This window comes from Amycolatopsis sp. VC5-11, from assembly GCF_037034185.1.
Classification (GTDB): domain Bacteria; phylum Actinomycetota; class Actinomycetes; order Mycobacteriales; family Pseudonocardiaceae; genus Amycolatopsis; species Amycolatopsis nivea.
This window is the reverse complement of the sequence record NZ_JBAGKF010000023.1, coordinates 1-13,909: the sequence shown is the minus strand read 5'-3', so window position 1 is coordinate 13,909 and position 13,909 is coordinate 1. Positions and strand designations below refer to the sequence as shown.

Annotated in this window: 14 protein-coding genes; 6 read left to right on the top strand and 8 right to left on the bottom strand. The window is 70.5% G+C overall.

What is annotated here, in order from left to right; translation table 11 throughout:
- Positions 1-9 precede the first annotated feature (9 nt).
- A complete protein-coding gene (sbnA, locus tag WA670_RS39875) occupies positions 10-984 on the top strand; it encodes a 2,3-diaminopropionate biosynthesis protein SbnA (RefSeq protein ID WP_134667800.1) in 975 nt (324 codons plus the stop codon).
- 52 nt (positions 985-1,036) lie between these two features.
- Here the strand turns inward: sbnA and WA670_RS39870 are convergent, their stop codons facing one another.
- From WA670_RS39870 to WA670_RS39855, 4 genes are all read right to left on the bottom strand, one after another.
- On the bottom strand, positions 1,037-2,227 hold the full coding sequence (locus tag WA670_RS39870) for a L,D-transpeptidase (protein ID WP_134728703.1): 1,191 nt from the start codon (positions 2,225-2,227) through the stop codon (positions 1,037-1,039).
- Positions 2,228-2,323: 96 nt separating this feature from the next.
- Complete coding sequence (locus tag WA670_RS39865) at positions 2,324-2,671, bottom strand: BlaI/MecI/CopY family transcriptional regulator (RefSeq protein ID WP_336161256.1); 348 nt, start codon at positions 2,669-2,671, stop codon at positions 2,324-2,326.
- A 31-nt stretch (positions 2,672-2,702) separates the two neighbouring features.
- On the bottom strand, positions 2,703-3,443 hold the full coding sequence (locus tag WA670_RS39860; protein ID WP_238605557.1) for an SDR family NAD(P)-dependent oxidoreductase: 741 nt from the start codon (positions 3,441-3,443) through the stop codon (positions 2,703-2,705).
- A gap of 27 nt (positions 3,444-3,470) precedes the next feature.
- Positions 3,471-4,211 (bottom strand): SDR family NAD(P)-dependent oxidoreductase, encoded by a 741-nt coding sequence (locus WA670_RS39855; RefSeq protein ID WP_336161253.1) that lies wholly within the window; start codon positions 4,209-4,211, stop codon positions 3,471-3,473.
- Between the two features lie 78 nt (positions 4,212-4,289).
- Between WA670_RS39855 and WA670_RS39850 the strand changes: the two genes are divergently transcribed.
- Positions 4,290-5,117: a helix-turn-helix transcriptional regulator gene (locus tag WA670_RS39850; protein WP_336161251.1), complete on the top strand. Its 828-nt coding sequence runs from the start codon at positions 4,290-4,292 to the stop codon at positions 5,115-5,117.
- Between the two features lie 524 nt (positions 5,118-5,641).
- Here the strand turns inward: WA670_RS39850 and WA670_RS39845 are convergent.
- Complete coding sequence (locus WA670_RS39845) at positions 5,642-6,319, bottom strand: LysM peptidoglycan-binding domain-containing protein (RefSeq protein ID WP_134728697.1); 678 nt, start codon at positions 6,317-6,319, stop codon at positions 5,642-5,644.
- A gap of 1,383 nt (positions 6,320-7,702) precedes the next feature.
- On the opposite strand from WA670_RS39845, the gene WA670_RS39840 reads away from it, so the two are divergent.
- On the top strand, positions 7,703-9,058 hold the full coding sequence (locus WA670_RS39840; RefSeq protein WP_134667794.1) for an aspartate aminotransferase family protein: 1,356 nt from the start codon (positions 7,703-7,705) through the stop codon (positions 9,056-9,058).
- Positions 9,059-9,106: 48 nt separating this feature from the next.
- On the opposite strand, the gene WA670_RS39835 is transcribed toward WA670_RS39840, so the two are convergent.
- Both WA670_RS39835 and WA670_RS39830 read right to left on the bottom strand, forming a co-directional pair.
- Positions 9,107-10,144, bottom strand: coding sequence for a YeiH family protein (locus WA670_RS39835; RefSeq protein ID WP_336161246.1), 1,038 nt, complete (start codon positions 10,142-10,144; stop codon positions 9,107-9,109).
- 38 nt (positions 10,145-10,182) lie between these two features.
- Positions 10,183-10,314 (bottom strand): hypothetical protein, encoded by a 132-nt coding sequence (locus WA670_RS39830; RefSeq protein WP_275294888.1) that lies wholly within the window; start codon positions 10,312-10,314, stop codon positions 10,183-10,185.
- A gap of 157 nt (positions 10,315-10,471) precedes the next feature.
- Between WA670_RS39830 and WA670_RS39825 the strand changes: the two genes are divergently transcribed.
- The 3 genes from WA670_RS39825 (at position 10,472) to WA670_RS39815 (ending at position 12,931) form a co-directional block, all read left to right on the top strand.
- Positions 10,472-10,969 (top strand): GNAT family N-acetyltransferase, encoded by a 498-nt coding sequence (locus tag WA670_RS39825; RefSeq protein ID WP_134728693.1) that lies wholly within the window; start codon positions 10,472-10,474, stop codon positions 10,967-10,969.
- 173 nt (positions 10,970-11,142) lie between these two features.
- Positions 11,143-12,018 carry an NADP-dependent oxidoreductase gene (locus tag WA670_RS39820; RefSeq protein ID WP_037810654.1) on the top strand — a complete coding sequence of 292 codons (876 nt, stop codon included), beginning with the start codon at positions 11,143-11,145 and terminating at the stop codon, positions 12,016-12,018.
- Between the two features lie 52 nt (positions 12,019-12,070).
- Entirely contained in the window at positions 12,071-12,931 is an 861-nt protein-coding gene (locus WA670_RS39815; RefSeq protein WP_336161242.1) for an MmyB family transcriptional regulator, read from the top strand.
- On the opposite strand, the gene WA670_RS39810 is transcribed toward WA670_RS39815, so the two are convergent.
- Complete coding sequence (locus tag WA670_RS39810) at positions 12,909-13,883, bottom strand: NADPH:quinone oxidoreductase family protein (protein WP_134728691.1); 975 nt, start codon at positions 13,881-13,883, stop codon at positions 12,909-12,911. The genes WA670_RS39815 and WA670_RS39810 overlap by 23 nt on opposite strands.
- Between the last annotated feature and the right edge of the window lie 26 nt (positions 13,884-13,909).

Here is a 13,909-nt window from a genome sequence, read left to right as displayed (position 1 = left end):
GAGAAAACTGTGCGTGTCATCACCGTTCCCGAAGCTTTCAACGAGGAGGCGCTGTACGTCGACCTCCGCTGGAGCTTCGGCTACTCGCTCTACCTCAAATGCGAGGGGTTCAACTTCGCCGGTTCCATCAAGCTGAAGGCCGCGACCGAAATGGTCGACGCGGCCGAACGCGACGGCCTGCTGCGGCCGGGCTCGATCATCGTCGAGTCGTCGTCGGGCAACCTCGGCGTCGCGCTGAGCATGATCGCGGCCAGCCGGGGGTACAAGTTCCTGTGCGTCACCGATTCCCGCTGCAACCTGGCGACGCGCCGCGCGATCGAGGCGCTCGGCAACGAGGTGCACATCATCACCGAACCTGATCCGGAAAGCGGTTTCCTCGGGGCGCGCATCGGCCACGTGCGGATGCTGTGCGCCTCCGACGAGCGCTATGTGTGGCTCAACCAGTACACCAATCCGGACAACTGGGGAGCGCATTTCCACCGCACCGGGCCGGAAATCGCCGCCGCGTTCCCGAATCTCGACGTGCTGTTCGTCGGCGCGGGCACCACGGGCACCCTGATGGGCTGCGCGCGGTTCTTCCGGCAATGGCACCGGCCGGTGCGGATCGTCGCGATCGACAGCGTCGGCTCGGTGACCTTCGGCGGCCCGGCGGGCAGGCGGATGCTGCCCGGGCTGGGCACCAGCGTGCGCCCGGCGATCCTCGACGAGTCCTATGTGGACGACGTGGTGCTGGTCGAGGAACCGGATTCGGTCCGGGCGTGCCACCGGCTGGCGCGCAACGGATTCCTGTTCGGCGGCTCGACCGGGACAGTGGTCAGCGGGGCCACCAGCTGGCTGTCCGAACACGACGCGCACCACCTGACCGCGGTGGCCGTCGCCCCCGACCTCGGCGAGCGCTACCTCGACACGATCTACCAGACCAACTGGCTGCAGGGCATCTACGGAGAGGACGTGCTTTCGCCGCGGCCCCGGCAGTCCGTCTGAGCCGCGCGGGGCGGCGCACCGGCATCCCCCGGCGCGCCGCACCCCGGCGGGATCAGACCTTCTTCTGCCATTCGTCCCAGCTGAAGCGCCAGTCGGTCCAGCCGTCGCCCGGTTTGAGGTCCACGCCGGTGTCGGTCACCACCACGACGTCCCCGCGATGGGAGTTCTCGTAGAACCACTTCGCGTTGTCGACGCTGACGTTGAGGCAGCCGTGCGAGGTGTTGGTGCGCCCCTGCTGCCGGACCGACCACGGCGCGGAATGCAGGAACTGTCCCGAGTTGGTGAGCCGCAGCGCGTACTTGACCGTGGTGCGGTAGCCGCCCGGCGAGTCGGTGGGCACGCCGTACGTGCTGGAGTCCATGGTGTACGGCGACTGCACGGTCATGATCAGCATCGTGCCGGAAACGCTGCGCGCGGACGGCTTGCCGAGGCTGACCGGGGACGTCAGGACGAGCTGGCCGTCCTTGTACGTCCGCATCTGCTTTTCCTTGTCCGACACCTTCGAGATGATCGCCGGGCCGGTCTTGAAGCTGATCTTGCGGTCGGCCTTGCCGAACACGCCGTTGCCGAGCGCGCGGCCGGCGATCTTGATGTCGAGGGTGACCGTGGAGTACGCGGGCCAGTATTCCTTGGTGCGGTAGTGCACCTCGTCGTCGCCGAACCAGCGCCACGCCCCGGTGGCGGGCTTGTCGGAGGTGACGGTGAGCATCTTCTCGGCGGCGGCCTTGTCCGCGACCGGCGCGGAGAACTTGATCGTGATCGGCATGCCGACGCCGGTGGTCTCGCCGTCGAGCGGGATCACCGACGGATACGCCTGCGCCTTGGCGGTCGCGGTGGTGAAGGTGCTCGTGCGGGTCACCGGGTTGCCGTCCGCGCCGACGGAGCGCGCGGTGAGCGTGTACTTCGTGCGGTAGTCCAGGGGCTTGCTGCTGGTCCAGCGCTGCTTCGCGGCGTCCATCTCGCCGGGCACCGGAGCGCCGTCCGCCGCCGCGAGGGTGACCTCGCTGAGCGTGGACCCGCCGGCCACCGCGGTGACGGGTTCGCCGGGCGCGACGTCGTTCGAGCCGTCCTTGGGACCGAGGTCGAGGGTCGCGGGCACCGCCGGCGCGGCGCTGGTCTTCTGGTCGTTGCCCGCGGCGGGACCGGGAGCCGGTGCGGACGTGCACGCCGCCGTCAGCGCCAGCCCGGCGAGGATCCCCGCGATGATCTGCGTTTTCCGCCCCAGCACCTGACCAGCCCCCATTCGCGATTACTACCGGACATAGTAGTCATACCGGTCAGGCGCGGAGCAGGGCGGGAGCCGCTGCCCGGCGGTGGTGTCCGGACAGGGAGACCCAGGTCACGAATGCTGCCGCAGCCCGCGCCGCAGCGCCTCCCGCTCGCGCTCGGACGCCGACCGCGCGAAATGCAGCAGCACGCCCTCGGGATCGCCCGCGTCGGCGAGCAGGTTCCGCATCGCGCAGGCGGCTGCTTCCTCTCGCGACGACACCGGCGTGTAGCAGTAGGCGCGGCTGCGTTTCTCGCGTTCCACCCAGCCCTTGCTGTGCAGATGGTCGAGCACGGTGAGCACCGTCGTGTAGGCGAGGTCCCGGTTCAGCTCCTCCAGCACTTCGCGGACCGTGCGCGCGTCTCCCGCCCGCCACAGGACGTCCATAGCCGCCGATTCCAGCTCGCCCAGTCCCTGCACGCCCCGCATCCTAGGGCGCGCCGGTCCGGTGTCAGTACGCGGTGAGCCCGCCGTCGACGACCAGTTCGGTTCCAGTGACGAACGAGGATTCGTCGCTGGCCAGGAAGAGCATCGCGTGCGCGACCTCGGCCGGGCTGCCCGCGCGGCGCATCGGCGTGCGGACGATGTCGGGCTGCTGGTCGCCCTGTTCGTCGAGCAGGTCCTGGATCATCGGCGTCGCGATGACCCCCGGGTGCACCGAATTGACCCGGACGCCGCGCGTCGCGTACTCGACCGCGGCGGTCTTGGTCAGCAGCCGCACCGCCCCTTTGGACGCCTGGTACGCGGCGGCCGCGCCGCTGCCGACCAGGCCCAGCACCGAGGAAGTGTTGACCACCGATCCGTTGCCGGAGGCGCGCAGCAGCGGCATCGCGGTCTTCATCCCGAGCCAGGTGCCGGTCTGGTTGACCGCGATCACCCGGTCCCACGCGTCCGGGGCCGTCTCCTCGATGCCCGGCCAGTCCACGATCCCCGCGACGTTGACGAGCACGTCGAGGCGGCCGAACCGCTGCCGGGTCCGTTCGACGGTTTCGCGCCAGTTTTCCGGCGAGGACACGTCCAGCCGGTCGGCCAGCACGTCGGTCTCCAGCCGTGCCGCGAGTTTCCGCACTGCTTCGCAGTCGACGTCGGTGACGACCAGGCTGGCTCCCTCCCGGGCGAACAGTTCCGCGGTGGCTTGGCCGATCCCGCCGGTCGCTCCGGTGAGCAGCACGACTTTTCCGTTGAGCCGCATAAGATATTTCCTTTCGTCGGAGGGATGTCAGGCCGCGGTGTAGCCGCCGTCGGCAGCGACGACCGCGCCGGTGACGAACGCGGACCGCGGCGAGGCCAGAAAGCCGATCACCTCAGCGATTTCTTCCGGCTGCGCGACCCGGCCGAGCGGATGTGCGGCGCCGAACGACCGCAGATACGCCCGGCTGTCGGCGCGGAAAGTGTCGAGCAGATCTGTTTCGATCACGCCGGGAGCGACCACGTTCGCGCGAATTCCGTGCGGAGCGCCTTCCAATGCGAGCACCTTTGTCAATTGCGCCAACGCTCCTTTCGACGCGCTGTACGCCGCCGCCTCGGCCAGCCCCACCGTGCTGGCGAACGAGCCGACCGTGACGATCGCTCCCCCGCCGTTGTCGCGCATTACCCGGAATGCCTCTCGCGCCTGCAAAAACGCTCCGCGGGCATTGACGGACATCACCTCGTCCCAGTCCGCCGCCGTCGTCTCAGTGACCGGCTTGTTCACCGAACGCCCCGCATTCGCGACCAGAATGTCGAGCCCGCCGAACTGTTCCACCGCCGTGAGCGCCGACCGCACCGCAACGTCCTCTTCGGACACATCGCCGACCAGCACCGCCACGCCGTCCTTATCGGCGAGCAGTTCCACTTCGGGCCGGATGTCTGTCGCCAGCACTCGTGCCCCGTGCGCACGCAGCCAAGCGACCGTCGCCGCGCCGACCCCGCGCGCGGCCCCCGTGACCAGGGCGATCTTGCCCGCCAGTTCGTTCGTCATGCCGCCCAGTCTCAGCGTCGGCGGACCTCGCTGACAGGACGTGCCACACCCACCCAGCCGCCGCCTACCCTGGTTCGCATGGGCAGTACGGAACTGGGCGACTTCCTGCGAGCACGCCGCGCGCAACGCTCCCCGGAGGACGCCGACGTGCGCTATTCCGGCCGACGCAAGGTCGCGGGCCTGCGCCGCGAGGAAGTCGCCGTGCTCGCCGGGGTGAACGTCGACTACTACGCGCGCTTGGAACAGGGCCGGGAAACCCGCCCGTCACCGCAGGTGCTCGACGCCCTCAGCCGCGCACTGGACCTGGACCCCGACGCCCGCGAACACCTGTACCGCCTCGCCGGCGCCACCCCGTCCGACCTGCTTTCCCCGGCGCCCCAAACCGTAAGCCCGGAACTGCGGCAGCTCATGGACAGCTATCCGCACGCACCCGCGTTCGTGCTCAACCGCGTCCTGGACATTCTCGCGGCGAACACCCTCGCCGACGCCCTGTTCTCCCCCTTCACCGCGGCCGACAACCTGGCCCGCATGACCTTCCTCGACCAGGCGGGTCCGCAGTTCTTCGCCCGCTGGGAATGGACGGCCCAAGCCACTGTGGCAAACCTGCGCGCCGCGGCGGGAGACCCGGCCCTGCCGCGCTTGGTCGCGGAACTCAGCGAGGGCAGTTCGCGGTTCCGGACGCTGTGGGAAACCCATCAGGTGCGGGGGAAGACCCGGGAGCCCAAGCAACTCGTGCATCCGGCGGTCGGGCCGCTGACGCTGACCTACCAGGCATTCGACGTGCGCGGGGCGGCTGGGCAGCAGTTGATTGTCTATCAGGCTGAGCCGGGCAGTCCCAGTGCTGAGGCGCTGTCGTTGCTGCGGAGTGTTCCGGTGCGGGTGCGTCCGGGCGCGGGCATGCCGTGAACGAGATCTGGTAGCCACGCGTGGAGTTGGCGGCGAACCGGCGGGCGGTTCGGAGGCGCGGGGGCGTTCGCGTGGGTGCCTCGGCTGGTTCGCCTGGATTGGTCGAGCGGCCCGCGGTCGATGGTGTCGGCGGGATCCGCCACGACGTGTTCGCTGCTTCTTCCTCTCGCGAGGCAAGACGTGGAGCGCCGACCGGCCCATAGCGCGATACCCGAGCGCGTTGCCACGCGCTCGAAACCACGGCCGTCCAGCCAAAGCATGCAGCGCCAACCGGCCCGTGCTCCCGCAGGACACGCGCGATACCCGAGCACACTCGGCGCGCTCGAAAACCTCGCCATCGAGGCAAGGCGTGCGGCGCGAACCGGCCTGTGTTCCCACGAAGCAGGCCCGTTCGCGCCGCACGCCGGCCGCCGGGGCGCGCGTCGGTGCCCGAGCGCACTTTCGCGCGCGTGCACCGGCGGCCTCCGGCCGGGGTCGTGCCGCCCGGGGGAAAGCGGCGCGAGCCCGGCCAGGGCCTCGGCGGGTTACTTCGTGACGATCTTCTGGCCGACCAGGATCAGGTTGGCGTTAGGGATGTACTTCGCGTTCAACTGCTGCAGGTGCTGCCAGCCGCCGTCGACGTTCAGGTTCTTCGCGATGCCCGACAGGGTGTCGCCGGCGGCCACGGTGTAGCTGCCGTCTGGGTTGGAGGACGGGGCGGCGTGCTTCGGCGCGGACTTGACCTTCGCCTCGGCCTTCACCTGGACCTTCGGCTTCGCGGCCACGGCCTCGACCTCGGCGGAGCCGCCGGAGGTGTCGCCGCCGAAGTCGGCGTAGCTCGCCGGCCCGGAGCCGCCGCGGCACTGCCACGGGGCCGAACCCTGCTTCGCGTAGATCCGGTCCGCGACGATCTGCTGCTGCGCGGGCGTCGCCTTGTCGGCGGTCGGGGCGAACTGGCCGCCGCCGTTCGCGAGCCAGGTCTTCGTGACGATCTGGAACAGGCCGGCGGGGCGGCCCGCGCGCTGGCCCGCGGCGGTGTTGTTGACCGCGGTCGGGTTGCCGCTGCTCTCGCACTTGACGATGCCGGCCTGCCCCGGGAAGGCGTTGGCCGTGCCCGCCCCGGCGAGGCCGATGCCGCCGAGGGTGGCGCCCGCGAGGGCCGCGGTCGCGCCGGTGCGCTGGAGGGTCGTTTTCGTCTTGCTGGGTTTGCTGTGCCGTCCCACGGTGGGTGGGCTCCTTCGCTGTCACACCGCATCGCCGTCCTCGTGCCTGAACCAGGCGCGAGCCGCGACGGCGCGCGGCGGCTTCGGGTCGCTGATCCTCGGGGTAGATCGCAGGTCACCGCAAAAGCGCGAGAAGATTACGAAACGGAAACGGCAGGTGTACAGAGTCAGTGGGATCGACCACAGATCGCCTCGGCGCGTAGCAGTCAGGCGACAGTGCGTCATGCCCATGGCGAACTACTTGGTGAATCAATCACAGCTCAACAGCAAGGTTTTCTAGAGCATCCCTCAACATCAACAAGCAAATTTCTCTTCGCGAGCAACTTTCTAACTGTCTACATGGTTAGTGATCTGCCTGCATCGCGAACGTTACGGTCGAGATAAACACAGGTCCGCGGATCTCGTTCACCCCGCGCTACGGCACCCGGGCCCGGCCCAGCACACCCCGCCGGACCAGGCCCGCTCCCCCGGACGCACCCGCGACCGGCACCCGCCGCCGCTGACGCGAGCCACTGAACCACCGGTCCAGACCGCTGCCATGGTCTGGACCACTCTGCCCGCCGCCCGCCGAGCCTCGCTGCCGAAACCGCGGTCCGGCACCCTTCCCCGGCGGAAACAGCACCCGCAACCGGACCGGACGGCGAAAAGACCGGAAACCTCGACATTTCCCGCATCCGACATATCCCGGAATCCCGCGCGCAACCGTCCGGAAAGGCTTCCCACCATGCGGTCGTCCGACTCCGATTCACAGGACGGAAACGGGGCGTGAATATTCACGTTCCGTTTCGCGCCGTCGCGAACACCGTTGCGCATTCAGTCGTTCAGCCCAGTACGGCGAACTCCGCGAAATCGCCGCGTTCACTCTCCCGGCGCATTGCCTCGCCTCACTCCGGCCGTTTCTTTTCTTTCCGGAGCCGGACGCGGCTCGCCATCGTCCGGAGAGCCGGTGCACCGGAACCGGCTGCGCTACGCTGTGCCCCGCGGTATTCCAGTGAGGTCGACCGGGGAGGGCTGCGCCCAGCGCGGCCCTCCCCCGCCTCTGCTCGCGACAAACCGTTTTCCCCCGCCGCCGGCCGTTTTCCCGCGGTCCGCGAATCCCCGCGAAAAGGAGGAGGAGTGCATGACGGACGCGCGGCGCGGCGCCGGCGGAACACATCCCCGGTCCGGAACCGAAGCATTCCGCCCGGGGCGGCGCGACGCAATACCGCGAGAACGACCGCTCCGTTTACCGGCGAAGCGGGTCCGGCGGCTCTCCCCGAGCATCGAGCGGGAACAGTTCGCCCCGAACGCCCTTTTCGCAGGGAAGACCGCCGCGCACCGGGGCGGGCTCCCGGCGGCCGCCTCCGGCCGCGCCACCACCATTGCCAGGGGAGAACAGCCCAGATGACCATTCTCGACCATCCCGCGCCGCTCACCGGTCCCGCCGTCCACTGCGATCTGCCCGGCCCGCGTTCGGCCGAGTACCTCGAGCGGCAGGACCGCCGGGAACCGAACGCCCGCGGCGGACCCCGGCGGCTGCCGATCGCGATCACCGAGGGCTCGGGAAGCTTCGTGCGCGACGCCGACGGCAACGTCTTCATCGACTTCCTCGCCGGGGCGGGCGTGCTCTCCCTCGGGCACAACCATCCCGAACTGGTCGCGGCCATGACCGCGCAGCTGAGCAAGCTGACCCACGCGCTCGACTTCGCGACCCCGGTCAAGGACGAGTTCTCCGAGGCCCAGCTCGCGATGCTGCCCGAGGCGCTGCGCCCGCGAATGAAACTGCACTTCTGCGGACCCGCCGGGACCAACGCGGTCGAAGCCGCGCTGAAACTGTGCAAAACCGCGACCGGACGCGGCGGCGTCGTGTCGTACCAGGGCCGGTTCCACGGCAGCGCGCACGCCGCGCTGGGCCTGATCGGGCAGCGGCCGGGCGCGCACCCCCTGTCCGGCACCCAGTACCCGCCGTACTCCTCCTGCCCCCGCTGCCCGGCCGGCCACGATCCGGACACGTGCGCGGCGACCTGCCCGGACCTGCTCGAACGCTCGCTGCACGACCCCGACGGCGGCCTCCCGCTGCCCGCGGCGGTGGTGCTGGAACTGGTGCAGGGCGAGGGCGGCGTGGTCCCGGCGCGGGCGGATTTCGTCCACCGGGTGCGCGAACTGACCCGGGAGCTGGGCATCCCGCTGATCGTCGACGAACTGCAGACCGGCTGCGGCCGCACCGGAACCTGGTTCGCCTTCGAGCGCTACGGCATCGAACCCGACGTGATCGTCGCGTCCAAGGCGCTCAGCGGAATCGGCTCGCCGGTCTCGCTGATCATCTACGACGAGCGCCTCGACCACTGGGCTCCCCGCGCGCACGCGTTCCGCGGCAATCAGCTCGCCTTCGCCGCGGGCGCGCGGGCGATCGAGGTCGTCAACCGCGACAGCGTGCTGGACAACGTCGTCGAGCGCGGCTGCCAGTTCGAGGAGCTGCTCTCCCCGCTGGCCAGCCACCAGTGGGTGACGGACGTGCGCGGCGCCGGGCTGATGTGGGGCATCGAACTGGCCGATCCGCGCACCGGAGCGCCCGCGTCGGAACTCGCGCTGGCCGTGCAGAACCACGCGTTGCGCCGCGGGCTCATCGTCGAATTGGGCGGACGCGGCGACAGCGTGGTCCGGCTGCTGCCGCCGCTCAACGTCACCGCGGACGTCGTGCGCACGGCCGCCGGAATCCTGCTGGCCGCGCTCGATTCGGCTACCCGCGAGGCGCGCTGACCGACGGCCGCGCCACCGCCCGGGGTCTGGCGGTGGCGCGGTTCGGCGTCAGAAGGCGAACCACTGCGCCGAAACCAGTACGAGCCCCAGCGAGCACACCGCGACCACCACCAGCCCGAGCGCGGCCACCACCAGCGGTCGCAGCCCGCTGCGCGCCATCTGGCGGAGGTCGAAGTTCAGGCCGACCCCGGCGAAGCACAGCAGGAACGCCCACTTCGAGAGGTTCCCGAGACTGGCGACCTCCGCCTTGGTGAACACGTGCGCGGTCGCCAGCGCGGAGACCGCGACGAACCCCAGCACGAACTTCGGGAAGGTGCGCCACACAAAACCCGCGCAGCCCTTGAGCCCGCCGCCGACCGCCTTGCCGCCGCGCGTGGACCAGTATGCCGCGTAGCCGAGGACGACCAGTCCGATCAACGCGTTCCTCGTGCTTTTCACCGCGACGGCGACGTCCTGCGCGTGCGGGGAGTACGCCGCGCCGGTCGCGGTCGTCTCGGCGGTGTTGTCCACCGCGAGTCCCGCCCAGAGGCCGAATTCGGTGTCGGTCAGGTTCAGCGCGTGCCCGATCGCCGGGAAGGCGAACAGCGCGACCGCGCCCAGTGCGAGGATCGCCGCGATGGCGTAGCCGGAGTCCTCGTCGTCGGCGTCGATGGAGCCGCGGCCGGCGATGATGGCCGACACGCCGCAGATCGAGGTGCCGATCGCCAGCAGCGACGACAGCTTCCCGCCGAGACCGAAAGCCTTGCCCACCAGCAGGATCACCGTGGTCGCCACGGCCATGTCGATCAGGATGAGACCGAGGCTGAACCCGCCGAGCTTGGCGAGGTCGCCCAGCACGAACCGGGCGCCGAGCAGGACGATGCCGGTCTTCAGCCAGAACTCGTAGGTCCCGACCCCGGGCCGGAACAGCGCCGGGATGCCGATCGTGTTGCGGATGACCAGTCCGAGGACGATCGCCCACAACACGTATTCGATGTCCGGCAGCGCGGTCCCGGTCGCGTGGCCGAGGCTGCGGATCCCGTTCTGCGCCAATGTGCCGACGATGCCGACCGCCGCGAGCAGCAGAAGCCCCGGCAGATATCTCACGACTGCTGGTACCGCTCGGCGGCCCTCTAGCGCGGCGGTCATGTGACGAGGAACGGGATCGCCGGCAGCACGCCGAACGCGGCCAACGCCACCAATACGGCCGCGACCAGCACCGCGGCCCAGTCGGCGCTGATCCGCGCAGCGCCTCTCGGTTTCGGATCTGAACTCATGACCGCAGGACTGTAGGCGGACCGGCCGCGCTGGTCCTCACCGTCCACCAGCTGGACGCTCCATTGTGGACACCGTGGTACAAGACCGCCCGCATCAGCGGTGCCGCCCTGGATATTCACTGGACAACGCTGCCGGCGGCGCGCAAGATCAAGAGACGTGACCGACCTCGCCGCCTTGCCGCTCGCTGATGCCCAGCTGTCCGAAGCCCAATCCTCCGACGCCGCTGAACTCCTTGTGCTGCAACGATGCTGCTGGGCCCCGCAGGCAATCGTCAACGACACCCTCGACGTCCCTGCCTTGCACGAGGACCTGGACACCGTGCGCGGCTGGGTCGAGACCACTCGCGTGTGGACGGTCCGGATCGACGGGCGGCTCGTCGCTGCCGTGCGCGCTCATCTCGAGGAGGACCGCTGGGAGATCGGCCGTTTGATGGTGGCCCCTGACCTCGCCGGACAGGGCGTCGGCCGGTGGCTGCTGAGCTATGCCGAGCAGCAAGCTCCGCCGGAGGCGACCAGTCTGGTGCTGTACACCGGCTCCGGCAGCGAGCGGAACCTGACGATGTACCGGCGCGCCGGGTACCGAGTGGCCGAACCGCCCGCGAACACGCTCGGGAAACACATCCGCGGGGCGGTTTACCTCACCAAGAGCGTCTAGCGCTTTCCCTTGGCACACCGCCGTTCGCCGCGGAATTCGGGGGCGGTGCCCGGTTCGCCTCGTCACAAGGTGGTGCCAGCGTCACCAGGACAACCGCCGCCTAGCTCCCCGTCCCGGGCCGCCGCACCCTGGCAGCAGGGCCGCACCCCGGCGGCCGGACTGGAGCAACCCCTGTGAAAGCACTGCGCATCACCGCGTTCGGCGCCGAAGCCACGCTCGCCGAGCTTCCCGCGCCGATTCCCGGACCGGGCCAGGTCGTCGTCGATGTCGTGGCAGCGGCGGCGAACCCGCTCGACCTCAAAATCGCCTCCGGAGTCATGACCGACTTCTTCCCGGTCGCCCTCCCCTACGTCCTGGGCACCGACTTCTCCGGGAGGATCGCGACGCCCGGCGCCGGCTGGCAGGTCGGCGACCCGGTGGTCGGCCGCCTCGACCCGGTCGCCGGCGGCGCGTTCGCCGAGCAGGTCGTGCTCGACGCGGCGCACCTGGTCCCGGCACCGTCGCACCTCACCCTGGAAGCCGCGGCAGGCCTCCCGACCGCGGCCGCGACCGCGTGGCAGGCGCTGGTCGAGGTCGCGGACGTCCACTCCGGACAGACAGTTCTCGTGCACGCCGCGGCCGGGGGCGTGGGCAGCTTCGCGGTCCAGATCGCGCGGCAACTCGGTGCCCGGGTGGTCGCGACCGCGTCCGGTTCGGGCGTCGCCATCGCGGAGAAACTCGGCGCCGACGAGGTGCTCGACTACCGGAAGACCGACTTCGCCCGCGAGCTCCGCGGAGTCGACGTCGTGCTCGACACCGTCGGCGGCGAAGTCGGGACCCGGTCGCGGCGAGTCCTGAAACCCGGCGGACTTCTCGTGACCACTCCCGCCCCGGCGGACGGCGCCGCGTTCGTGTTCCACACCTCGGACGCCGCCCGGCTGGCAAAGGTGGCGGACCTGGGCCTCGAAGTGCTCGTCGACCGCACCTGCCCGCTGGCGGACGGCGCACGGGCGCTCGCCAGCCTCGCCGAGGGCCACGCGCGGGGCAAGGTCCTGCTCAACGTCGCCTGAGTGGTGCTGACGACGCCTGGCTGCGCCGATCGCGCGAAGGCATAGTGGCGGCATGGACTTGCGCGAACTAGGCGGGTACCTGAAGTCGCGGCGCGACCGGATCAGCCCGGCGGACGTCGGCCTCTCCGCCGGGCCGCGCCGCCGGGTGGCCCGGCTGCGCCGCGACGAGGTCGCCGCACTGGCGCGCGCCTCGACGGACTACTACGTGCAGCTGGAGCAGGGTCGCGGCACCCAGCCGTCCGAGCAGATGCTCGCCGCGCTGGCCAGGGCGCTGCGGCTGACCAGCGACGAGCGCGACCACCTCTACCACCTGGCAGGCCGTCCGCTGCCGCCCGCGTCAAGCGGGAACGCGCACGTCCACCCGGCCCTGCTCAACCTCCTCGAACAGCTCACCGCGACGCCGGCGCAGGTCATGACCGACCTCAGCGTCCCGCTCGTGCAGAACCGGCTCGCCGAGGCACTGCTCGGCACCCCGGCTCCCGGCGACGGCATCCGGGCCAGCTTCGTCTACCAGTGGTTCACCGACCCTGCCGCGCGGCGGCGATACCACCCGGACGAACACGAGCACCAATCGCGCGTCTTCGTCGCCGACCTGCGCGCCGCGCTCGCCAAACGCGGCCGCGACGCCCTGGCCGACGAACTCCTCGCGACGCTCCTCGCCCGCAGCGAGCAATTCGCGCACCTCTGGGAGCAGCGCGAGGTCGCCGTCCGGCGCACCGACCGCAAACGGATCCTGCACCCGGCGCTCGGCGTGCTCGAACTCGACTGCATGAACTTGCTCAGCGAGGACGGCAGCCAGCGCCTCCTCTGGTTCACCGCGCCACCCGGCCGCGACGCCCTGGAACTGCTGGCTGCCGTCGGCACCCAAGACCTCGCCCCGCGTCAGTCCGCTATGGACGGACAGCCAGGATGAGCTTCCCCAGCGCCTTCCGGTTTTCGATGGCCTCCAACGCCTGCTGGACGTCCGCCAGCGGATAGCTCCCGCCCAGCGGCGGCACGATCGCGCCCTCGGCCAGCTTCGGCAGCAGCTCCGCCCACTGCCCCTGCAGGTACCCCGGCCGCGGCAGCGCGTACGCGCCCCAGCCGACGCCCACGACGTCCAAGTTGTTGAGCAGCAACCGGTTCACCTTCACCTCGGGGATGGACCCGCCGGTGAATCCGATGACCAGCATCCGCCCGTCCGCGGCGAGGCAGCGCAGCGAATCGGTGAACCGGTCGCCGCCGACGACGTCCGCGATCACGTCGACGCCCCGGCCGCCGGTCGCCGCTTTCACCGCGTCCTTGAAGCCGTCCGCCAGCACGTACTCGTCCGCCCCGGCCGCGACCGCCGTCTCGCCCTTCTCCGGCGTCGACACCACGCCGAGCACCTTGCCCGCACCGAACGCCTTCGCGACCTGGATGACCGCCGTCCCGACCCCGCCGGCCGCGCCGTGCACCAGCACGGTCTCCCCAGCCGCCATCCGGCCTCGGCGGCACAGCGCGAAATGCGCGGTCAGGTAGTTGAACGGGATCGCCGCCGCCTGGTCGAAGCCCAGGTCGTCCGGGATCGGGAACACCGCGTCGGCCGCGCACGCGACCCGCTCGGCGAACCCGCCCAGGAACGGCAGCGCCGCGACCCGGTCCCCGGCCTTGACCGCCGCGCCTTCCGGAGCCTCCGCCACGACCCCGGCGACCTCCGCGCCCGGGATGAACGGCAGCTCCGGCTTCACCTGGTAGAGCCCGCGCGTCTGCAGCAGATCCGGGAACGACACCCCGGCCGCGTGGACGTCGATCAGCACCTGGTCGTCAGCGCGCGAAGGCGCGTCGGCTTCGACTACCGAAACGGTCGACGGGCCTTCGAGATCCTTGATGTGTACGGCTTTCATGCGTTTCTCCTGGTTCACAGCGCGGA